The sequence below is a fragment of the Prosthecobacter sp. genome (assembly GCF_029946185.1).
Classification (GTDB): Bacteria; Verrucomicrobiota; Verrucomicrobiia; order Verrucomicrobiales; family Verrucomicrobiaceae; genus Prosthecobacter.
The window spans coordinates 1-23302 of record NZ_JAQSEA010000219.1 but is presented as its reverse complement, the minus strand read 5'-3'; the positions used below and the strand labels follow the sequence as shown (position 1 = coordinate 23302).

11 protein-coding genes are annotated in these 23302 nt (G+C 57.7%); 10 read left to right on the top strand and 1 reads right to left on the bottom strand.

From position 1 onward, the window contains the following. Window positions 1-139: 139 nt before the first annotated feature. The 5 genes from PSV43_RS18435 (at window position 140) to vccD (ending at window position 16794) form a co-directional block, all read left to right on the top strand. Window positions 140-9409 (top strand): autotransporter-associated beta strand repeat-containing protein, encoded by a 9270-nt coding sequence (locus PSV43_RS18435; protein ID WP_300200772.1) that lies wholly within the window; start codon window positions 140-142, stop codon window positions 9407-9409. Window positions 9410-9884: 475 nt separating this feature from the next. Next, entirely contained in the window at window positions 9885-14471 is a 4587-nt protein-coding gene (gene vccA, locus PSV43_RS18430; protein WP_300200769.1) for a Verru_Chthon cassette protein A, read from the top strand. 21 nt (window positions 14472-14492) lie between these two features. After that, a complete protein-coding gene (gene vccB, locus PSV43_RS18425; protein ID WP_300200767.1) occupies window positions 14493-15038 on the top strand; it encodes a Verru_Chthon cassette protein B in 546 nt (181 codons plus the stop codon). Between the two features lie 32 nt (window positions 15039-15070). Further along, entirely contained in the window at window positions 15071-16138 is a 1068-nt protein-coding gene (gene vccC / locus PSV43_RS18420) for a Verru_Chthon cassette protein C (RefSeq protein WP_300200764.1), read from the top strand. Next, on the top strand, window positions 16120-16794 hold the full coding sequence (gene vccD, locus PSV43_RS18415) for a Verru_Chthon cassette protein D (RefSeq protein WP_345784676.1): 675 nt from the start codon (window positions 16120-16122) through the stop codon (window positions 16792-16794). Before vccC ends, vccD begins: the two co-directional genes overlap by 19 nt. A gap of 62 nt (window positions 16795-16856) precedes the next feature. Here vccD and PSV43_RS18410 read toward each other — a convergent pair whose 3' ends face one another. Then, window positions 16857-17321 (bottom strand): hypothetical protein, encoded by a 465-nt coding sequence (locus PSV43_RS18410; RefSeq protein WP_300200758.1) that lies wholly within the window; start codon window positions 17319-17321, stop codon window positions 16857-16859. Between the two features lie 498 nt (window positions 17322-17819). Between PSV43_RS18410 and PSV43_RS18405 the strand changes: the two genes are divergently transcribed. The 5 genes from PSV43_RS18405 to PSV43_RS18385 are packed head-to-tail and all read left to right on the top strand — an operon-like array spanning window position 17820 to window position 23077. Beyond that, on the top strand, window positions 17820-18254 hold the full coding sequence (locus PSV43_RS18405; RefSeq protein WP_300200756.1) for a type II secretion system protein: 435 nt from the start codon (window positions 17820-17822) through the stop codon (window positions 18252-18254). Window positions 18255-18295: 41 nt separating this feature from the next. Next, a complete protein-coding gene (locus PSV43_RS18400; RefSeq protein ID WP_300200753.1) occupies window positions 18296-20134 on the top strand; it encodes a hypothetical protein in 1839 nt (612 codons plus the stop codon). Window positions 20135-20184: 50 nt separating this feature from the next. Then, window positions 20185-20706 carry a hypothetical protein gene (locus PSV43_RS18395; protein WP_300200750.1) on the top strand — a complete coding sequence of 174 codons (522 nt, stop codon included), beginning with the start codon at window positions 20185-20187 and terminating at the stop codon, window positions 20704-20706. Further along, window positions 20703-21317 carry a hypothetical protein gene (locus PSV43_RS18390; RefSeq protein ID WP_300200748.1) on the top strand — a complete coding sequence of 205 codons (615 nt, stop codon included), beginning with the start codon at window positions 20703-20705 and terminating at the stop codon, window positions 21315-21317. Before PSV43_RS18395 ends, PSV43_RS18390 begins: the two co-directional genes overlap by 4 nt. Continuing rightward, a complete protein-coding gene (locus PSV43_RS18385) occupies window positions 21314-23077 on the top strand; it encodes a secretin N-terminal domain-containing protein (protein ID WP_300200746.1) in 1764 nt (587 codons plus the stop codon). Before PSV43_RS18390 ends, PSV43_RS18385 begins: the two co-directional genes overlap by 4 nt. The last annotated feature ends 225 nt before the right edge of the window (window positions 23078-23302 follow it).

The window sequence follows — 23302 nt, the reverse complement described above, 5'->3', positions numbered from 1 at the left end:
CTCCGGCGGCTCACGTCTCGCAGTGCGTGGCAATGCGACGGTGAACATCAATTCCAGCACCACGCTAAATCCGGAATCGGGTGTCACGATGGCGTTCGTCGAAAACGGCGGCGGCACCATCAACATCAGCGCCTCAGGCATGACCACCACCGACGGTGAGCGCTTGGGCTACTGGGCGGTTTACGGCAATATGCTGGGTCAGGTGACCGACTGGGCTGCACGTGAGGGAACCACCGGCGTGAAAGCTTTTACCGGCTACGACTCCACCTTTGCCAGCGGCAACAACACGGAAGTGACGACCAGCGAGACCTTTGCCGCTGACACCGTGACGAATTCCGTCAAGTTCGGTGCTGCGGTGGATCTGGATCTCGGCGGCCACACGCTCACTGTGGAAAACGGTGGCATGCTCGTCAGCAGCGCCGTCGGCGGCGCGGTGAACATCACCAACGGCACACTCACCCGCAGCGGGGCAGGGGACATCCTGCTGCACAACTACGGCAGCGGCATCACCACCATCGGGGCGAACATCACCAACGACGGGTCCAATGTGGTGAATCTCGTGACTGGCGGAGTCGGCACGACGGTGCTGACCGGCAACAACAGCTACACCGGCGACACCTACATCAACGGTGGCACGCTGCAGCTCTCCAGCGATTCGCAACTCGGCAACATCAACGGCTCCATCGCTCGTCTGGTGCGCGAATTTGTCGGCACCACCAATGGTGCGAGCTTGACCAATTCAGCGCTGTTCTTCATCGGCGGCGGTGGCGGCTCGGGTGCTGCGGGTGTCTTCACCACCAACAGCAGCCAGAACGTGACATCGACGACGCTGAACTCGGGTGGCAGCGGTTATACCAGCGGGGTGTTTGTTAACACCAAGGCAGATGGCTCCGGCAATGCCGGCATCTGGGCCATCTTGGACAGCGGCAATCTCCACATCGACGGTGGCACACTCGCGACCACGGACGACATCACTCTGGATGGCGCACGCACGATCTTCATCGGGGCCAGCGGTGCCACGTTTGATGTCGCCGGCGGCACACTGCTGACCATCAACGGCTACATCACCAGCGACGTCACCGACCTTATCCCCGGTGATGACAATCCGATCGAACTCACCCGTCCCTTTGTCGGTGGTCTGACGGTGGAAGGTGGCGGCACCATGGTAATTACCAGCGCGCCAGACAATACGCTGCGCAATTACATGTACAATGGGTACAACTCGCTGACCTCGATCAACAACGGCAGCATCCGGATCGCCGGTCTGTCCTCGTCCTCAACGAATGCACTCGGCACCTATAGCGGCTGGGCGGACAGCACCTACATCGGCCCGAACGGCACCCTCCAGGTGAATGTGACCAACGGAGATCCGGTGCTCTACGAATGGCTCACGCTGGACGGCCAGGGTTACCAGGGTGGCGGTACTCTGCAAACATTCAGCGGCACGGGCTCCGTGCGGTCGCTTTATATGCGCGGTCAGATCAATGTGGTCAGCGACGCTGTGTTCAACTTGCGCAATGGCAGCAACATCTACCTCAACAACGGCGGCGGTGAAACCTATGGCTCCGCCGACATCATCAAGATCGGTCAGGGAGACTTCCGCTTCTATTCGAATGCATCGAATTTCACCGGCAACTACATTGCCGCCTCCGGTTCCACCCGTGTGTATGACGCCGGGCGCATCATGAGCATGGCCAGCATGACCTTGGAGCGCAACAGCTTCTTCGGCCTGAACAATGACAACACCAGCTCGGATGAAACACGCAGCCGCTTGGGCGACGACATGCCGATCTATACGGACGGTTACATCCGCATGCGCATGGAAGGTTCCGCTGGCGCGTTCTCCGGCATCGAAAAACTCGGCACCGCCAATGTGATGGCCGGCCAGTTCGGCATCGAGGTTGACATGGGCGCAACGCTGGTCGGCGGTGCGCCGGTGCTGAAGGGTGAATTCGTCGGCTTCCATTTCACCGAGATCGTGCGCAATCCCGGCTCCAGCGTGCACCTGCGTCTGCTTGATGCTGGCACCACCTTTGCCGACGCAAATTTCAACGCCAACGTGCCGTCCAATGCCAATGCGAACGTCGCCGTGTTTCAGGTGGACAACCTGCCGACGCTGATCGGCAGTGGTGATGGCAGCAACGGCGACGCCCCCATCGCACCCGGCTTCTACGGCGGCGTTCGGCCAAACTGGTTCAATGCGGCGGGCACGAGCACCGTCTTCAATGAAGACTACATCGCCGGACGTCTGGTCACGGCGGACACCAACAGCGCGGGTGAGCATTTCCTGCGGCCGCTGACAGATTCTGAATACAAAGAGGTGAGCAATCCTGACGACGCGCAGACAACCTCCATCAGGTTGGAGGACCAAGGCATCACCGAAGGTCAGAACCTGAAGATCGTGGGTGTCATCACCGACACCGGCATCGGCGCGGGTGAACTCACCAACCGCCGCAATTCCATCCTGACGCTGGGTTCGGTGGCCGCTGCCTGCAACATGCCAGTCGGTGCAAACCTGACCATCAACTCGTTGACGTTTGCCTCGGAATCCTTCGTGTTTGATAACCGCGCCCCCAATACAACGACGTATGGCGGTGGGTACGGAAACTACACCTCGCTGATGATCGCGGGCGGAGCCACGCTCAAGATCAATTCCGGAGTGATCCAGGAGTTCAACACTGGCGTCCAGAACGTGGGCGGCAAGGCGCTCAATCCAAACTGGAACTTGGACATCCGCAGCTCGATCAACGGCGGCTCGACGGACTTCAACGCCATGGAGGCCAACTTCTACATCGGGGGCCTCTGGGCGCATTACAACACCTCGGACGCTGCCAATGCCTACCGGGTGTCGGACGGTGACAACAACTATTTATTCATGAACTCCAGCATCGTCAACGCCAACGGCCTGACGAAAACGGGTGGCGCGAATTTGTACCTGAATGCGGTGAACCACTACACCGGAGACACCAATGTGAACCAGGCTTATATTTTCGCGCGGCATGACAATGCGCTGGGCGATAGCACGCGGGTAAACGTGACTGGTGGAGGCCATTTTGCGGTCGGACTTGGCGCGCGCATCAGCGGCGTGGATCTCTACGTCGGTGCCATCAGCGGGGTCAACTTAGCGCTGCAACTCGAAAACGGCTCCGTCTGGGGGGGCAATGTGATCATCGACAACGTGGACTCCGGCGGTGCCACGGCCTATGCACGCAGCTTTATACCGCGTATTTTCAGCAACTACACGGGTCTCTCCGCCATTGATGGGAACATCTACGGCGGTGACACCGCCATTGGTTCCGGTGCCCGCACCGACTCCCGTATGTTCAGCACCTACACCGGTGCCTACGGCCTGCTGTATCTCACGGGTGTGGTCCAGGACAATTCGGCAGGTGCTATCACCGGTCCCATCGACATCTACAGCCAGTCGCAGGTGCTGCGCATGGAAGTCACCGCCAACAACGATGAATCTGCGGTGCAGATCGCCCAGCAATACAATGCGGCGGGCCGCATCAACATTGCTCGTGGCTCACTGTATTTCTCCGGCACCAGTGATTTCTACACGGCTGCTGCTGCTGCCACCGTCAACTCCGCCCCGCTGAACCCGATGATCGGTCTGCAGATGGGCGGCAGGTCACTCACGTCCGACAGCGGTCGCGGCGCGGCAAACCTGGGCTTCTTCCTGATGAATGACGGCGCGAACTTCAACCTGCAATCCTGGCAGGTCGGGGTGGACACCAGTGATCCCGACAACCTGGCTGGCAACTATGTCTATGGCGAAGGCAACACCACCGGCAACACCACCCTTGGCGGCGTGAACACCTTCGGCTCGGTGAACTTCGGCACTGGCGAGGGCAGCATCATCTTCACGAATGGTACCACCACCTACACACGTGACCTCGGCGTTTTCTCCGCATCGGGTGGCACGGTGAACCTCAATGTGAACCTGCTGGATGGCGGGAGCTTGGTGAATTCCTCCATCACCAAGCAGGGCGGTGGTCAGGTCAATCTGCTCGGTTCCAGCGCTGGCGACAGCACCGTCGAGGGCGTGAACGTCATGGGCGGCATTCTCGCTCTGGCTGGTTATGACACGAATACCAACCGCCGCGTGGGCAGCGGTGCCTACCTGACCATGGCTGGCGGCACATTGGTGATGGACGGCAGCGGAGCCTCCTTCACGGAAAACTTTGGCACCCTGAAGATCAACCAAGGTGGCAACGGCATCGCCGCGACCGGCAATGGCACCACAAACTTTGGCACGATCGGCATCTCGGGCTCCTCCATCACCCGTGCGACGGCTGGCACGGTTCAGTTCCAGTCCATCGGCGGCGGCATCATCAATTTCTCCAATGCAGGAATGAAGAACCTCACCCGCATCGGTTCCTACGCGACCTACGGTGCCAACGCCTCCCTCTCCCCCTTCGCCACCGACTGGGCTGCGACGAATGCCGCTGGCAATGTCATCGCCTACACCGGCTACTCCACCGATACCTTCAGCGCTGGACAGCAGACCGACATCGTGAGCGCGGGTCTTAGCGCTGCGGCCACCAACTCGATCCGCTTCAACGACGCACAGGGTACCGTCACCGGCGGCAACCTCATCCTAAATGATGGCGGCATGCTCATCACTGGCAACTACACCACGGGAACTCCGATTGGTGCAGGCGTCGGAGTCACCACCAGTGGTAGCGGGGTTGATCTACTGATCCACAACTACGCCACCGGCGTGGTGAATTTTGACGGCAGCATTACCGGGGCGCAGAACGTGGTCATCACCGGCACCGGCGAACTGGTCTTCACCTCGCCGAGCACCGTGACCGATACCGTGGTCAGCAGCGTCACGTCCGGCAGTTCCTACGTTGTCACCATGGCCAGCACCGCTGGGCTCTCGGTGGGGATGGAGGTCAGCGGGCTTTACGTTCCTACAGGCACAAAAGTCGTGGCCGTCGTGAATGGCACGACCCTCACACTCGACACCATGGTGACGGGCTCTGGTACCAGCGACCTGACGTATTCCTCCACCACTTACACTCCTGCGAACACCTACACGGGAGCTACGCATGTTACTGGTTCGGCCGTCGCTTCATTCAATGATGTCGGCGCGTTTGGCTCGACCTCCGCATTCTTCCTCAACGGCGGTACGCTGAATTATTCGGCGGCTGGCACCAAGAGCGCCGCGCTCACGCAGAACATCACACTCGGTGGTAACAACGGCATTTTGAGCGCGTCAGAGGCGGGCGGTACGCTGGTCATTCGTGGCAGCGCGACCAATCAGATCTCCTCGGAGGCCAGCAACATCATCGCTGCCTACGGCACCAACAATCCCAACGCCGGCGGTTTGCAGATCGTGGGCTCCGGCACGGTGCAGTTTGGTGACCGCAGCGGCTTCGCCAACAACGTCACCGAAGATTTGCTCGGAGTGGTGAACAACTACACCGGCCTCACCATCCTGGGCGACGGCACCAACGCCCTGCGGGTGGACATCCAGGGCAAGGGCAACAGCAATGCGCAGTATTCCCCGTTTGGCACCACCCAGTCCTGGGCGGATGCCACCATCATCAAGAACAATGTGACTGTCGAGTTCTCCATGGTGCGTGACACTGCGCGCACCGGCCAGCTTCGCTTCCGTGAATGGTTCCAAATCGGTGAGCAGGCCGGTGACCAGATCATCTTCGACGGCAGCACCAATCGTCAGCCGACGTTTGACGGCATCCTCAACATCATCGGCGACCTGACCTTCGGCACCCAGGGCAACCGCTACGGCGATGCCGCCAGTCTCAGCGCCACCACCAACAGTCCCTTCGCCACGGGCAACTCCGAGTTCCTTATCAACCCCAATGAAGGCGGTGTGATGGGCAGCGGCAACATCACCAAGGTCGGTGACGGCAACCTGCGCTTCTACACGACGCTGCATGAGTGGACGGGCGATCTCCACCTCGAGGACGGCTTCAATTCCTTCCAGATGAACACTGGGGCGATTTTCAATCCGATCGGCAAGGTTTATATTGGTGATCCAACCGGCACCGAGACTTCGCTGGTACGTGTGCGTATTGAAAACCGCTGGTATGGCAACAACACCATTGGCCTTGATTCCCCCGTTGGAGACATCACGTTCAACCGCGACATCATTGTGGCGGACAACATCCGGCAGGAGGTGCGCATTTCCGCTGGCTATCTGCCCAACAGCGCGACGATCCACTATACCAACAGCATCAATGTGGGCTCGGGCTCCAGCAGCTATGTCCGCTTTTACTATGAGGACACCAGTAACCTCGACGCAACCATCACTGGCTATGTGCAGGAGACGCTGATTGACATCAGTGGCAACATCAGCGGTAACAACACCCTCTGGTTTGACGGCAACAACGCTGGTGTTTCGGCCAACAACGCGCTCTACACCGTCGTGCTGCGCGGGGATAACTCGGGTTACAGCGGCAGTCTTTTTATCGGTGGCGACAGCGGTGTCACCTTCAATTTCGGTCGTAATACCACTGTGCGTATCGTGGACTACGCCGGCATCACCGAGAACACTTTGTTTGGCACCAACTCGACGGTTGCCCTGCGCAACTACGGTGCGCTGGAACTGGGTGGCAACAGCCTGACCTTCACCAAGAATTTGGTGTTCAGCGGTGGCGCCGGAATGCATACGACAGCGGCCATCGAAAACGCCTCGAACACTGCGGCCACGGTCACCTTTGATTCCGGAACCCAGACGGGGGTGAACTTTCAGGACATCGGCGTGGGCCTGCGTGATGGAGTTGCGGCCCCGACCTTCGGCAGCGGCACCTCGGCGTTGTCGGTGGTGAAAATCGGTTTGGGAGACACCGTGTTAGGTGCCAGTACGGGCGGCGGTGACGTGCCAGATTCCTTCAGCAACTACACCGGCAATACGTTGGTCCAAGAAGGCACCTTGATTGCGGGTTCCAATAATTCCTTCTCGCCTAACTCCCGTTTTATCGTCAGCGATGGTGCGACTCTCAGCCCTTACTGGGCCGAGGCGGGAACGGGATACATTGTGACTGTAGGCTCACTTGCAGGCGGGTCGGGGGCAGCGGTGTTGATTGCTAATTCAGAATTCTATCTCGGAGGAGACAATACGAAAGATGCAGATTTTGGCGGTGTGATCACCAGCACCTACCTGGATGTCAATGGCGAACCGCGAGAGGACTACGGCAATCTCTACAAGATCGGCGGTGGAGTGCAGACGCTTTCAGGCATCAACACTTTCCAGGGTAACGTGACTGTGCTAGAGGGCACCTTGATCGGCGCCAACAACAGTGCGTTTGGGGATGCTTACAACGTCATTAATCTCGGAGGCTTCTTTGGGGTCGAAAGCAAGTTGGATGCTAAGGTTGAACTGCTGCTCTCCGGCACCGCCTCAGAGGTGGTAAATCCAGTCACAACTTATACGTTCGATGCGGGCAACATGGAGGGCATTACCGTGATTGGCACCCGCGAGACAAGCGGGACCTACGGCTTCGGCACGGGTGGCACAGTGGATCTGTATCAAGATCAGAACGAAGACGACGATTTTAATCTCATTCCTAACTCGGGTTTGAATATTTTCTTTGAGGCCGATGGTGCCTCCACCTTCAAGTTCGGGGATACGGTGAGCAATTATTATGGGTATGATGCAGCGACCAATGTGGTGAAAATCGGTGCCGGCACGGTGGAGCTGCACGTTTCAAACAACTACGGCCGCTTCGGCAGCGCCGGTGCCGCGATCGACGGAGGCACCGTGATCCGGCATGGCACCATCAGCGTATTCGACAACAATGCGCTCGCCTCCACGGTGGTGGAGTTGGGAGACATTCGCTATGATTTGGCCAGCGCCTATGTGGCGACGACCAGCTCACTCATCACCAAAGCCAACGGCAGTTACGACGTCAGCAGCAATGGTGCTGGTGGTGCTGGCGCAGGTGCCTTCCTAAATGTCACGGCCTTGGTGGACGGAGTAGCAATCACAGCCGCTGACATTGGCAAGCGTATCCTGGTGAAAGACGAAAGCACCAATCCTGAGTATAACGGCGTGTATCAAGTCGTCAGCGTGGACGCCACCTGTGGCCAGATGAATCTGGTACGCGTGTCCGACTTTGATGAAGCGGTCGAAATGCGCTATGGCAGCAGCATTGCTGTTACCAACGGCACAACTCAGGCGGGGCTACAGTATTTCCAGGCCTCGTTGGATTTGCTTAGCGTGAATACCGCCACGACAGATCCGGTGCACTGGTTGCAGGACATTCCAAACGCCAGCGTGGCCCTGCTGGCCGCGAATGGTGGGATGTCCATCTTTAATGATATCGACATCAACGATACCAACGGCAGTGGCAGCACTATCCTCGGCGGCACCTTCACCAGCGACACCACCTACTTCCACGGCAACGTGACGCTGCAGCATTCTACCCTGCCCGACGTGGACAACATTCGCGAGCTGATACTTCTTTCCTCCTCGAATGATGACTCGTTAGTGACCGGTGAAAAGGGCGTGGTGTTCAACGGCGTGATCTCCGAAGCGCAGGCCGGGGACACCCTGAGCGTGAACAAGCAGGGTGCTGGCACGGTGACGTTTACCACTGACAACACCTACACTGGCAAGACCACCGTCACTGAAGGCACCCTGGCGCTTGCGGGAGCGGGTGATGTGTCTGGCACGAACTGGGTCGAGGTCAATAATGGAGCCACCTTTGACTTCTCCAACAGCACTACGGCAGGGGGTGACTTTACCTTTGACCGCACCCTCAGTGGCTCAGGTACCGTGGAGGCAGGCTATGGCAGTCTCATCGTCGGCACTGATGGTGGTCCCGGCGTCCTGCGTCCCGGCATGTCTTCGGACCCTTCCAGTGTTTCTACTGCGGGAGACGGCATCGGCGTGTTGACTGTGAACGGCAATGTGGTGCTCACGGGAGACACGGCGGGGGTGGATCGTCTGACACTTCAGATGGGTGGTGCCAATGGCGCGGATTACAATGACGCCGCTAATATTGCGTCACATATGGGAGCAGGGGACTTGACGGCTTATCTCAGTTCGATGGGCAGCTTCTATGACACTCAGAAAGGCGGCAATCATGACCGTCTTGTGGTCACCGATACCTTAACCTTGAACAGCGGTGGGCAGGTCTCGTTCACCACCCAAAGCACAGATTACCAGCCGGCCTTGGGAGATGTATTCAATTTGATCGACTGGGCCCAACTTACCGATAATGGTTTTGATCTCGGCAATGGTGGCGGCTATCGCAGTGGCGGTTTGCTCGGAGATCTGGAACTGCCGGATCTGAATCTCTCCGGACTGTTTTATGACACGAGTCTGTTCACTTCCTACGGCATCGTGGTGGTGGTTCCTGAACCCGGACGCATGCTTCTGCTGCTGTTCGGCTTGACCACTTTGTTCTGCGGCCACCGCCGCCGTCGTTGATCTTTGGGTAGAGGTTGTAGATTGGTTGTTGAGTCAGCACTTGAGGAGCCTGCGGGCGCATGAAGTATCATGCGCCCGCAGCTATTTCTGCTCGATGTGGAGGTGACAATGGGGAGCGTGACCGTATGCAATGTTATTACTTGGTAAAAGTACGTACTCCTCATTTCGGACGCCAAAATCGTTTTTGTAGTGTGAGCGTCCTGCTGAGTACGGGCTGAAAGACGCGGGGCACCGGATTGAGTCAGTGGCAGCACGGTGGGGCGCTACGAAGGGAAAATCATCCGCCAAGGCAGGTTAATTCACGAATATAAGCAAAAACTGTATTCAAAAATAAAACGAAGCCGCTGGGTCATGCACGATCAAGACTCATTCATGCACCAACCGCGTCCCCATAGGCAAAAAAGCTTAATTCAGACAAAATTCATTCAAACAAAAGAACATCTGTGAACTCAGTCGCAGTCAATCCGTCAAGATTATGAATACATCATCCATACAAAGTATATTCACACATCGCGGTCTTGCGACCCTTCGCAGCAAGCTGCGCCGCCGCCGTGCGGTGGCGCTCATTACGGTGCTCAGCATATTGGCACTGACTATGGTGCTGCTGACCGCGCTCCTCAGTGCCACCCGTATTGATTACAACTCCACAGTGGCTCAGGTTGAGATAGCGAAAGCTCAATTGCATGCCGACTCCGTCATCAATCTCGCCATCAGTCAGATTCAACACGGAGTTCATCAAGACGATAACAATACGGGTGTCGAAATCTGGGCTTCTCAGCCGGGCATGATCCGCCAGTATAAGCAGGACGGCACTCTTCTCCGGGGTCTCAAGCTCTATTCTGACAGCGTCATGGTGGCGAAGACCGATGCCGAGATTGCCGCAGACACTCCGCCGACGGATTGGGATAAGAAGCCCGAGCAATACGTTGATCTCAATGAGCCTGTCGTGCGCTTGAACACAAGTGACCCCTCCGCCCCCCCCCGGCTGCTTTTTCCGATCATTGACCCGCGTGCCTATTCACAGACTCCCACCCTTTCCGTTGAAGGCTTCAGCTACTCCACATTTGCAAACGGCACTTCAGGCCAGAGCCTGAATGGTGTGGTGGCTCCAAGCGGGAGTGGCGCTGAATCTCTTCAGCGGCTGCCCATGCCTGTGGAATGGCTCTACATGCTTAAAGATGGCACGCTTGGGTCACTCGATGCCAATGGAAAATTTGTGAGCAGCAACGGGGGCGGTCAGACCGCCACGCGGGATAATCCTATGATCTCCCGCGTGGCCTTTTGGGCTGATGACGAGTCCACCAAAATCAACATCAACACTGCGGGGGAAGGCACACCATGGGACACGCCGCGACTATACCATGAGCTTGATGGCGAGTGGGCGCGGTATCAGCCGATGAATTATGAGTACCAGCGTTACCCAGGTCATCCCGCGACAGTATGCATGAGCACTGTGCTGTTTCCAGGGCAGAACATGAACCCGCTGCACTCTGACACAGCCATGTTTGAGAAGGCGCTGGACATCAAAGAAAAGATCTACGCGCTCATGCCCAAAATCCTGCCGGGTGGATCAAAGGCCGGCTCAGTGCTGGTGCCTGTGGGACAGGATTTTTCACCCACCAATTTCCAGGCGGTTCAGGATGCTCTGGGCGAACGCTTGTTTCCCAGCGTGGATGAGTTTTTACTGCACTCAGGCACACAATCGGACGGCCAGCGCAGTGAGATCAGTCTGGGGGATGCCAACCAACTCTGGAAAGGACTGAATAATTACGAGGTGATCGAGCGTCTGCGTTCTTTTTTGACCACGCGCAGTCGTGCCTCTGAAGCGAATCCGTTTGGCTATCCGAAGATCAGCATGTGGCCTGTGCATCGCACCAATTCCACTCGCTTCCGGACCGCGTTTGACAACACGATTGTGAACTGCTCGCAACTGGCGGGAAAGGATTATTTTTTTGTCCGCCAGGACTGCACCAGCCAGACGGAGTTGTCGGGCATCCCTCGCAATAAACAGCTCTTTGACTACCTCATGGCTCTGACTGGCCAGCCCATTCCGGGGTTTGGTACGGCCAATGCCTCCTTCCTCACCAAATACGGTGACAATCGCGAGCAGATCCTCGTCGAAATCTTTGACTATATCCGCTGCACTAACCTGTATGATGATAACATCGCGACACGCAATGTCGGCCTCACGCCGTCCATTGCAGGGTTACCGGATGCACGTACAACCAGCACTTCCGCCGGCATGGCGGCTGGCACGTTCACGCCGATGCGCAACTCCAAAGGCAACAGCTACCCGGGACACGGCCAGGTCATGCCGACCGTGCTGCCGAAGGGCAGGGATGAGGTCTATCGTGGCATGGGCCGCTTCTTGACCATCAGCGAAGTGGGGCTGCAATTCATCACCTGTGCCCAGGGCTTCGCGGGTGATAACGGTGTGCCTGTGCCGGGCGGAGTGAACGCAGATAAAATCTTGGACGATAGAGTGGCGCCCAATGGCTATGTGTCGCCGACGTGGAGGGGTAATGGCAGCGCCACGGCTTCGCCGCCGAATTGGGACCAGTCAAACTACTGGTACTCCAATTTTCCACCCTTGAGTGCGACCAATCAGGATCCCGACAATGGCTTCTACAAGACATTGTATCCCACGAACCATGCACTTGAGGGGATCGAAGGGGATAAGCCGAACTATCCCGGTTACAACCCGATGAATTGGAATTGGACGCTGGACGAGGACACACCACTGGCTCCTGGAGTGAAACGTGTGCAGGCCACGTTTTTGCTGGAGTGGTTCTCGCCTTCGGCAGGCTGGACGCTGATCAACCCGGACATTTGCATCGAAGTGGATGCCAGTTCGCTCAGCATCGGCGGCAAGAAAATGTTTCCTGTGAATGGCGGCAAGACGCTGATACGCCCCTTCAAGAACATGAGCAGTGCACATGGAGTGTGGCAGCGAGGTGGCACCACCCCCTACCGCGCTTTCCTGCAGGAGCGCAAGCTGCCTGCCGTGGCGAGAGGTGTGAACGGTTATACATCGGGCAGCATCCGCCACTCGGACACCAACATCCCCGCCAATTCCACCCAGAAACCTTACAAGGGCGGGATCAATTACGACACCTATGCCAGCCGCAGTGGTGAGTTGCGGGGCTGCAACCAGTACAATTTGGTCAGTGACTTTCTCGACATTCCTGGTGGGGATGCCGGCAAGATTCCATTCAGCGGTGGTACGGTGGTGGTGAAGATCATGAGCAACGACAGCACTCCCAAGCTGCTGCAGACCTTCAATTTCAGATTCCCAGGCAGTCAGTTCCCCTCACCCCTGCTGGTGCAGAAAAGCGAGCTTCTGCGCTGGTCGCAAAATGCCAATGGCACCTGGAACATCTATCAGCCTGTGCCCGCTCCCTACTGGTGGTCTTTCCATTCGGACGGTGCACTCGGACGTGACAACACCGGCCATATATCCGATGTGGGCGCCGACCCTTCTACGCGGATGGGTGGCCGCTTCCGTTACATTGGCAGCGAGGTCGGCAGCTACCTCCAGAACTTCCACAATCGCGGCAATCTGGCCGTGAATGAAGACACCATTCAGTCGCTGGTGCTCAGGCATGGTGACCCGCGCCTGACCATGGGGCAGTATGTGGTGCCAGTGACCGAATTTCAGCAGAACCGGCTCTACGGCAAAGAGCGCCTGGCGCACAACATCGTGCTCATCAACTGGAGCGAAGGCCCCGGACTGGACACGGGGGACGACAAGAAAGGCTGGCGCCTGGTCAAGGATGCCAACTACCACCCGCAGTTTCTGCCTGATCATCCTTATACCGCGTCCACCGGAGCGGGACTGCAGAAGTATGGCGACTTTGACCGCGGCATCGACCGTCAGACTGACGGTGCCTACATCAACAAGCCGGACGAGGGCAACACCTACAGCGAAAACTCCACCACCGGCCAGCAACTGGTGCCCTACTTCTCGAATTCATGGGTTACCTGGATGGGTGGTTCGACTTATTTCTCGCCGAACCGTCAGATCGCTTCGCCGGGCATGTTTGGCTCGTTGCCCACAGGCGTTCAGGACTCGGGTGGTCCAGGCGGCATGCGCCGGGAGCCTTGGCGCACCTTGCTGTTCCGTCCTCAGACCTGGAGCGCAAAGCAGGGGCAGCAGTTTCATATCGGCGCACCGAAAATGCTCAATGGCTATGGCAGAAATGGCGTGCCCATTCGGGGCATCGATCCGCCGGACTATCTCTTCATGGACTTCTTCTGGATGCCCATGGTCGAACCGTATGTCATCAGCCAGCCGGGATCCTCGGCCGGTAAGATCAATCTCAACTATCAGATGGCGCCCTTCCGCCATATCCGCCGGGCCACCGGACTGGCGGCAGTGATGAAGAGCGAACTGCTCACCGCCGTCTCAGTCAAAGACGCCTACGACTATCTGCGGCGTCCCTCTGGTGCGCCGTCAAATAAGACAGAATCTTGGTTTTGGAAAGAAGACACCAGTGCCCAGGGCGGCAAATACTGGCACCGCAAAATCGATATCGATGCAACTTTGAAATTGTTCGACGAGCGCTTCAGCTCAGGCTTTGCCTTCATTTCTCCTGCGCAGATCTGCGAGATGTATCTCCTGCCAAAACCGGTCAACAGCTCTGACACCCTTGTGCCGACCAATTGGCCGACAACCATCAGCGCTTTGATCAAACCCAGCGGCAACAGCATCCTGGCGTTTTGGGAGAATCACGCGCTGACTGCCGACAATCTCAAGGAGCGCCCTTATACCAACATGTACCCCCGCCTGACCACGCGCTCCAACACCTACCAGATCCACATGCGCATTCAGACGATTAGGAAAGCGCGCTCGGCGGATCCCTCGAAATTTGTCACGGGCGTGGACAGCATCGGCTCAGAGTATCGTGGCTCGGCGATGATCGAGCGCTATCTCGACTTCAATGATCCGGCTTTGGATGCGTCCAAAAACCTCGATTACGCCACCGGCAATCCTCTTTCCAAGCAGTCGTTGGATGAGTTGCACCGCTTCCGCGTCATCGCGCAAAAACGTTTTGATCCTTGAACCGCATGCCTCAATAAACTTATGAAAATCTTGGCCAACACTCAGCGCTGCCGCCTTCGGGTCAGCGGCCGGTCAGCCGCCTTCTCGCTGGTGGAGGTGACCATCGCGGTCGCCATCGCCGCCCTCGGCTTTATCACCCTTCTTGGCTTGCTGCCTCAGGGAATCAACATGGCCCGCAATTCGGCGGAGATGTCCGTCGGTTCCAAAATCATGCAGAAGCTCAGTGGTGAGATGCAGTCCATGGCCTGGAGCCGCATCACATGGACGGGCTATGGGCCGCCACGCTACTTCAGCAATGAAGGCATGGAAATGACTACTGCGGACACCAGCCAGGAAGATCTGGTCGCCTCGCTGGCTTTCGTTGCTTCGGTTTATGTGCCGGAAAAAGCCTTGGACGTGTACCTGCCCACTGGCGCCAGCGGGAACGGTGCCTCCACACCGGAGGACTATCTGCGGCGGGTGAAAATCTGCGTCACCACCTCCGCCGACCCGTCTTTCGACTTCAATGCAGCCTCCCCTCTGCGCATCAGCTACGCTTACTCCCTCATCGCCAAGATGGGGGATTAAGCACTTATCCAGTCGCAAACCACATTCTACATATGAAACTTATCCACGAGAAACAACGGCGGCATGGCTTCACCCTGATTGAAGTGGCTCTCTCCATGGTGATCCTCTCGATCATCCTGCTGATCTCGGTTCAGGTGCTTGGCCTGACCCAGCGTGCGTGGAAGCGCGGCGTGGCACGTGTTGAGCAGTTCCGCGAGGCCCGCATGGCTTTTGAAAGCATCTCCGAAAACCTCAGGCAGGCGATCTTAAACACCTACCAGGCCTATCAATACAACACCGGCAACACGCCCACGATCCCGACGTCGCAGACCCAGTCTCCTAAAAAATACATCCGCCAGTCAGAGCTCCAGTTCGTCACTGGTCAGGCTCAGGCATTGCTCCCGGGGGGGCAGGCATCCGCACTTGTAACCCAAGCGATGTTTTTTCAGGCACGGCTTGGTCTGAGTGACCGGTTAGGCTATGAGGGACTTAGCCGGCTGCTTTGCGGGCGGGGCTATTTCGTCATGTACAGTGGCAATGATGCCTTCCGTCCGCAGCATGTGAGCGCCCAAAGTTTGCGTTTTCGACTCTGGGAATATCGCCCACCAGCTGAGGAAAATACGATCTATTCGGTCGAGCCGGGACAGTGGTTTCTTAAAGCGCCGACCAGCATTGTCACTGCCAGCGAGACCCTCACCACCCCTGCGGACACAAGACCCATCGCAGAAAACATTATTGCCCTGATTATCTCTCCCCAGGTGACTGCCGATGACGCCGCTCTCAAAAAGGCCACTCCTTGGTGGATCGCGCCCAAGTATGCCTTTGACTCCACCGAGCTTGTCAACGCGACCACCGACAGTCCGCAGGGCACCCAGCATATGCTGCCGCCAAAAGTGGTCGTCACACTGGTGGCCATCGATGAAGCCTCCGCCCGCAAACTGGCGGTGAAATATCCCGACACCATGCCTCAACTCGTTCCCACGGGCGCCTTCACACTGGCCGACAACAGGCAGAAGGACCTCAAGGAATTGGCGACGAAACTGCGCGCTGAGCAGCTCAACTACCAAGTTTTTTCCACAACCATCAACATGCGCAATTCGAAATGGGGCCTCCTCCGATGAAAATACTTTTTCCCACTCAACATTCGTCTCGCTCCTCGCGGAGAGATCTTCACCACCCTCCCACCGGCTTCAGCTTGGTGGAAATGGTCATCGTGGTCGCTATTGTGACCATGCTGATTGCCGTGGCCACTCCGTACACGCTGGGTGCCCTGCAGTCCGCCAATCTGACCTCTGCTGGCGACACCTTGATGCAGAAGTTTGCCATGGTCCAACAGCGGTCATTGACAGAGAACCGTCCTGTCGGACTGGATTTTTACTATTACGACAACGACAACATTAAAGGCTGCCACGCCGTCCAAATGATTTCCTTCGATCCTGCGACCAATCTGGCCACACCGCTGGAGCCACCCGTGTATTTCAACAAGCAGAATGTGGTTCTCGTTGAAGGCCCCCTGTCACCCATGTTCAGCACTAACCAGACGGCGAGCAGCACCGGATCGGCCACGTTGAATCCCTTTCAGGCGCTCGGCGCAACCTTCCACCGTGTCATTTTTTATCCAAATGGCTCCACCAGTCTGCGCGTGCCGCTGCGCACCGCCTATCTCACTCTGATTTCCACCAAGAGCTACCAAGCAGACCTCTCCGAAGCGCCTCCCAATTTTTATACTGTGCAGATTGACCCTGTCACCGGGCGCGGACATTCTCACCGCCCGTAATGAGTTGCACTGTGTCGTGTTGAAGCTTGTGTCGTGGAGTGGGGGCCTAAAAATTCTCGATTTCATGTCGCCCGACCAGCGATGACATAAATGATCTCCCAAATTCTCGGAGGCTTCTCACGCCTTTGTAAGTGCCGGGTGAACGATGCTAAAGTAATGATGCTCGCTAAAATCCTAGGCTGTAAAATCACAGATCTTTTTCCAGCGAATACCAAAGCTGTTTTGCCGGTGTTGCGCCACAGCAAGTAAAGGATGATTAAGCTAATCGCCTTGCCGCTTGCCTGTTTTTTCGTCAGCACCTTATTTTCAGCATGTGCGGGCGCCTGAATTAGTTTGCCCAACTCCGCCCGCTTGCCATTGCGGGGCGTGAACTCCGCGTGGAACGGCACAAAAAGAAGGAGGGGGAGGACAAGCGTTCCGAGGTGCCTGTGGTGAACAACATCTGCACCACGGACTACGCGGACGTGCTCACCATGCAGGCCGATGAGCTGAGCATCGAGCGCATGCGCTTTGGCCTTATCTCGCAATGGGAAAAGGGTAAGAAGCGGCGGTTTGGAAGGGGTTCATGCTCACCTTCAATGCCCGGTGCGAAACAGTCTTTGATCTCGCCTCCTACCGGTGGCCCGTGCGCCGGCAGCGCTGCCTGATTTTTTTTCGTGGCTGGTATGAGTGGCTGGACCGCAGCACTTCCTACTGCATTCATCGCGCCGATGATGAATCGCTGTTACTAGTGGGGATCTGGGACCTGTGGGAGGGCCTGAACCCGGCGGATGACTTTGCAATGCTAGCCTGGCAGCCGTTGCGCTGTTTGTTCAATATTCTACCATTGCCTAGGCATTTTAACCGACTCAGGTTACTTACTCGATTCGGGCATGATAAGAGCAGTTCCGCTGCGTTTTCCGGGAAGAAACGGAATCCCTGAGTATTGATTTAGAATGATTTAGTTAAAAGCGGAAGCACATTTTTTTATACCGTCTTAACTTTATGGTTATTATATACGTGCTTCCCAAAGCAATTCTAACGCAATGAAAATCAATACACACGCCACCCTAAATCGTCGTCTCTCCCAACGCTTCAATCGTTCCGGGATGACCCTTATTGAAATCAGCCTCGTGATCGCTCTCCTTCTGGGATTGATTGCGGTGGTTTTCCTAGGCCTAGGCAGCTACCGGCAGGGAGCTGACAAGGCTAAATGCAAGATGCAGCTCGCCGCCGTCCAAAAGGCGGTTCGTTCCGCCGCCAACATGCAAAACCTGAACATCGGTGCGACTTTGGCACAAGCCGATGTCTTTGGTGCAGGTCTCCTAATGGAGAATGCGCCAGTCTGTCCTTCGGGCGGCGCCTACACATGGCTTGGGACGGTTCCAACGGTCAGCACCCCGTACGGTAACTGCGATTATGCAGGTACCAGTGCGACCACGACTCACGTCCTGGCCGCCTCTGACACAACCGACTGGTAAGCAAGTTCACTTCCGCATCCGATCACCAGCCTGTTCGCGCCATGCTCATCATCACTGATCCCTGTGAACTCAAAGCGCCTGACATTTACCGTCAGGCGCGCACAGTGGCATCAAAGACGAGCCGGGGGGGGGACAGTCATTGGTATCGGATGCCGGAGGAACTGCCATGGCAGTGGCATTTATGGTTTGATGGCGGTCGAGAGGTTTGCTCCGCCGTGTTTTCCAAGCAGCATCAGAGCTGGCGGCCCGGTCCCACGCTGCCGCTGGCCAATCTGACCACCGGAGAAGGGGTTGGCGAGATTCTCGGTGAGTTGATTTCTACAGCTTACTTTCAGGAGAAGCCGAAGGCCCTCGGGGTGATTCTGCACGTTGCAGATGAGTTTGGGCTGGCTGAGATCGCCCAAGCGGGTGAAGTGACCAGCGAGGCAGGAGATGACTTTCAGATCCTGCGGTACAATTTGGTCGATGATCCGCGCGAGGTGCTGGCTGACCGGGAGGTTTCCGTGGAGGCAAACACGTGGCGGCTGCTGCCATTTTGGGGCGCGGCCCACGGTCAGGCGCGCTGCGCTGCGGTGTCGCTGTCCCGCACACGCGAGGCTTTCCTGCAGAAGCTGCTGGACCATGCCGAGGATTTACGCATACCGGTGCGTGTGGCGGTGACCTGCGCCCCGGTGGAGACGCTGGCCGCGCTGCCGCTGCTAAAATCCCACTTGGAAGGAGGCTGTCTGGTGGCGGTCAGTTATTACAAGTTTACGGTCGTTTTTGCGATCAGTCCCGCCGGGGAACTCTGCACGGTGCGCAGTCTCAGCCACCGTGGTAGCTCACAGGTGCCGACGGGCTTTGGGGATATTCTGTGGAATATGGCGCTGGGCGCAGAACTGGCGGTGCCGAAGGTGCTGGTTGTTTCCACGCAGGAGAAGGCGCTACTGGCGGTGGCGCAGGAACTGGAGATGTACTCCATCAGCCGTCAGCCGATTCAGTTTGAACTGTTGAACCTTGAAGAACATCCGGCGCTGAAGGAAGTGCCGGGAAATCGGCCTGAATTTTTGATTTATGACAGCATGGCAGTCGAGCAGGTAAGCGGTGGCAAGGCACCGCTGGCCCTGACGGAGAGCTTCCGTTCGTTGTGGCGGGGCTGGGCGAGGCAGAGCTTCATGGACACGGCACGACTGGATCAACTGTATCCTACTCAGCGTGATCTGCGCGTGCTGCGCTTTTCATCGTGGTTCATCTACCTGCTGGTCTTTGCGCTGATCGGCAGCGGGGGGTATGGCACCTGGTCGCTTTTTGCTGCGATGAACCATCCTTCCTGGGAGCTCACACCCTATCAAATGAAGCTGACGCAGGACAAGCATACGAAGCTGATGGTGGAGAAAAAGGAGATCGACATCGTCACACGTCTCTTACTGCCACGCTCGCGGGGATGGGTGACGGTTGAATTCCTCCTCCAGCTTTTTCCGGAGGATTCGGGGGTGAGGCTGGACAGCTTTGTTTACAATGCGGAGGCGTCACGTGCACCGGCTGCCACCAAAGGCGCCAAACCCGAATCTGCGGGTATCGACCGGACTTGGATCTTCAAGGGTCTGGTGAAACCGAAGGCGCTGCAACTGCTCAGCACGTTGAACAGCCAGCGTGGTTTGAGCGCCTTTTTCGAGCGAGTGGCCGAGGCGACAGGAGATGACGCATGCCGGCCTGAGCCGACACGACAGATGACCATCGCACTGACGCAGGGGCGCAACGCACGCTTCAGTCCGCAGGCATCCGCCGGAGACCTGGCGCGTGAGCCGTCGCTGGCATTTCCGTTCAGTTTTGAGGCCACGATCACCCAGGCGCTGACAGACAAAGACACGCTGTCACTCCCGCTGGACAAACCCTTCTGAATTGACTGATGAGCGCCTATACAAGTCCCATACTTCGATACGGATTGATCATGCCCGCGATGTTCAACTGCCTGATACTGGGTGGAGTGATCGCGGGTGTGAGCAAACTGAGCAGGGTGCGTGCGGAGAAAGAGGAACTCTACAAGGAACAGACGCAGCGCCTCGCGGCGATGAAGAAGCTGGAGGCGGTACTGGCCCCCAAACGCAAGACATTCCTGGATCAGAAAGCGCTGCTCAAGGCGGATCCAGGGCAGCTCTTCACCCGTATTCTGGACACGGTGTTGCCGAAGTACCAGGAGATCGAACTGGAGCGCAGCGGTTTGGTTTTCCCGCTTGACCGGGGCCGCCTCGGACGCCAGGTCAAAACGGACCTGGCCCGTGTGAAGAGCAGTTTTCAAGGGGGGATGGGGCCGATGCAGGAAGCACTGCTGCAGGTGGAGTCGCTGATGCCGCAGGCAGTGCTGGAGGAACTGAAGATCACCCGCAAGACCGACCAACTGCTTAATCAGCGTGAGTTCCTGGTGATGGAAATGACGCATACCTGCTGGAAAGCGGTGGAGGAGAAGAAATGAAACGCATTTTGTGGATGTTCATACTGTGCGGAGCCGCCGTGACGCCAGCTCTGGCGCAGACCAAAGCTGCGGCGGCCAAGCCTTCGGCAGTCAAACGCGCGCCGTTGTTCATCGGCAATGGCAGCGCGAGCTGGCTGCCGCGTTCGGATCTGCTGCCGAGTGCGGAGGCAATCGAGGCACAGGCGAAGAAAATCGGGGTGCGTCAGCGCAATCTGGACCCCTTTGGACTGTCCACCTTTCCCCGTGAGGATGATGCGCCGGTGATTACCGAGGACGTGTACCGTGCCACGCCGAAAATCACGCTGAACCAGGCGCTGCAAACACTGAAGATCAACGGCGTGAACCTGCTACGCAAAGAGTTCCTCATTGGCGGGCGCCGGGCGGCGGAGGGCGATGTGATTGAGCTGGCCTTCAAGGGGGAAGTATTTCAGGCGCAAGTCCTCGAAGTGGGTGCCACGCAACTGCATTTCCGCGATATTCAGCGCGATGAGTCAGGGGTGCTCAAGCACGACATCCTGCCGCATCTCAGCATCGAGCCGTTGCAAAAAATCGCCGCCCAGATGGAGAGCCGAATGACGCCAATGGAACCCACACAACCCGCGAAACCATGAGCCGATCCTTGTTCCAGATCCTTTCAACAGCGAGCCTGGGTGCGAGCTTCGCGCTCACCGCCCAGGAGGCGGGGACGCCCCCCCAGGTGCAACCGTTGCAAAGCCTTTCGGTCCCTGCGGTGGATGTCTCAGCGCGTTTCGACGGTCTGCCGAAGCCGCCACAGCAGGTGGACGACGGATACTGGATCGACAACGCTCCTATCAACGAGGTGTTCCAATACCTCGCGCACAGCGCGGGGCTGCAGTATTTTTACAACAATGAACTGAACGACCCGCAGTTCAACATCACGGGCCATCTCCGCACGAACAATCCGCAGCAGCAGATGGAGGAACTGGCGGTGACCTTTGGTCTCACGCTGCACCAGCAGCGTTCCAGTGTCAGCCTGATGAACGAGGCGCAGGTAGCCAAGCTACCGGTGGAGGTGATGAGCTACGCGCTGAAGTACCTGCGTGGGGCTCCGCTCAACCGCAGCGCGGCAGCCGCCGCCGCCACGCCGAGTGATGATGAGGAAGGTGGTGGTGGTGCCAAAGCAGCAACGGGGGCCGGCCAGTCCGACTTCGAAAAGCTGAAATCCATCATCCGCCCCATGCTCACGCGCGACGTTGGACAGATCGAATTTGAGGAGAAAACCAACACGCTGCTCGTCAGCGACAACAGCCTCAAGCTCGAACGGGTACGGAAGCTGCTGGAAGGGATCGACAAGGCCAAGCCGCAGATCATGGTGAACGTGCGGGTGCTGCGGATCAAGCGCACGCAAGGCCGCCAGGTCGGAGTGGACTGGAGCCGCTCACTGGGGGAAACGGGCACGAACCTCACGACTAGCCAGAGTCTGAATGCGCTGTTCAACCTGCCGGACGTGAGCACGGTGACGCGCACGGGCAGCTTGTCTGCGCCGGTGAACACGATCAATCAGATCAACCAGCAGGGCAGCGGGCTTGTGTTCGATAACCTGCAGGTGCAGGCCATTCTGCGCGCACTGCAGAACGCCGACATCGTCACTCAGGAGGCCTGCCCCACCATCATTACCGAGGACAACGAGCAGGGTCTCATCTCCATCGTTGACCGCTTCCCGGTCATCACCTCGAACATCACCAACACTGCCGCAGGGCAGAACGTGACGGATGTGGTGCGCTACAAGATCGACAAGGAGGATCCGAGTGCGAGTGACGAGCCGGAAAAGAATCGCGAGATCGGTGTCACGCTGTCGGTGACGCCCACGCTGCTGCCTGATGGCACGGTGCGCATGAAGCTGCGTCCGCGGGTGGCCAAGATTGTCGAACTCATCGCAGGTCGCGGCAACAATGTGTTTCCACGGGTGAGCGAGTCCACGGTGGAGGCGATCAGCCGGATACCTGCTGGGCAGTCGTTGTTTCTTGGAGGGTTCTATGACTACAGCAACAGCGAGGGGAACAACAAGGTGCCGGTCCTGAGCACCCTGCCGCTGGTGGGCAAGCTCTTTAGCTCGAACAACAAAAAGCTCGAACAGGTCAGTCTGGTGTTCATCATCACTCCGCGAGTGTATGACGCCACCCGTGCGGGGGGGATGTCTGAAGTAAACTGGCATGTGCGTGAGTTCTCCGGCATGCAGCCGGATGACATCCAGGATACCACGCTCGAGCTGCCGCCGACCGCCTGGTATCAAAACCTGCCCAATGCAAAAAGTAGAGAGCCACTCCTCATGCCTGCGCCAGCGCCCGCTCCTGCTCCGAAGCAGTCGTGGGTGAGGCGTCTGTTCACGAAAAAGTCCCCCAGTCAGTAAAGCGCGGACGGTGTTCGGCTTCCGACCCCAAACGCGAGCACTCCAACGATCACGAATACATTCATGTCAGCCCCCCTTGCAAACCTTCAGCTCCCGGCAAAGACGGACCGCAACAGCATGCGTCCGGTGCTTGATCGCATCGCGGGAACCACGGTGATGTACCTGCAGCAGGGGGATTATCTGGTGGAGAGTGAGGCCGCGCCGTTGCTAGCGGCCTATGGCGAG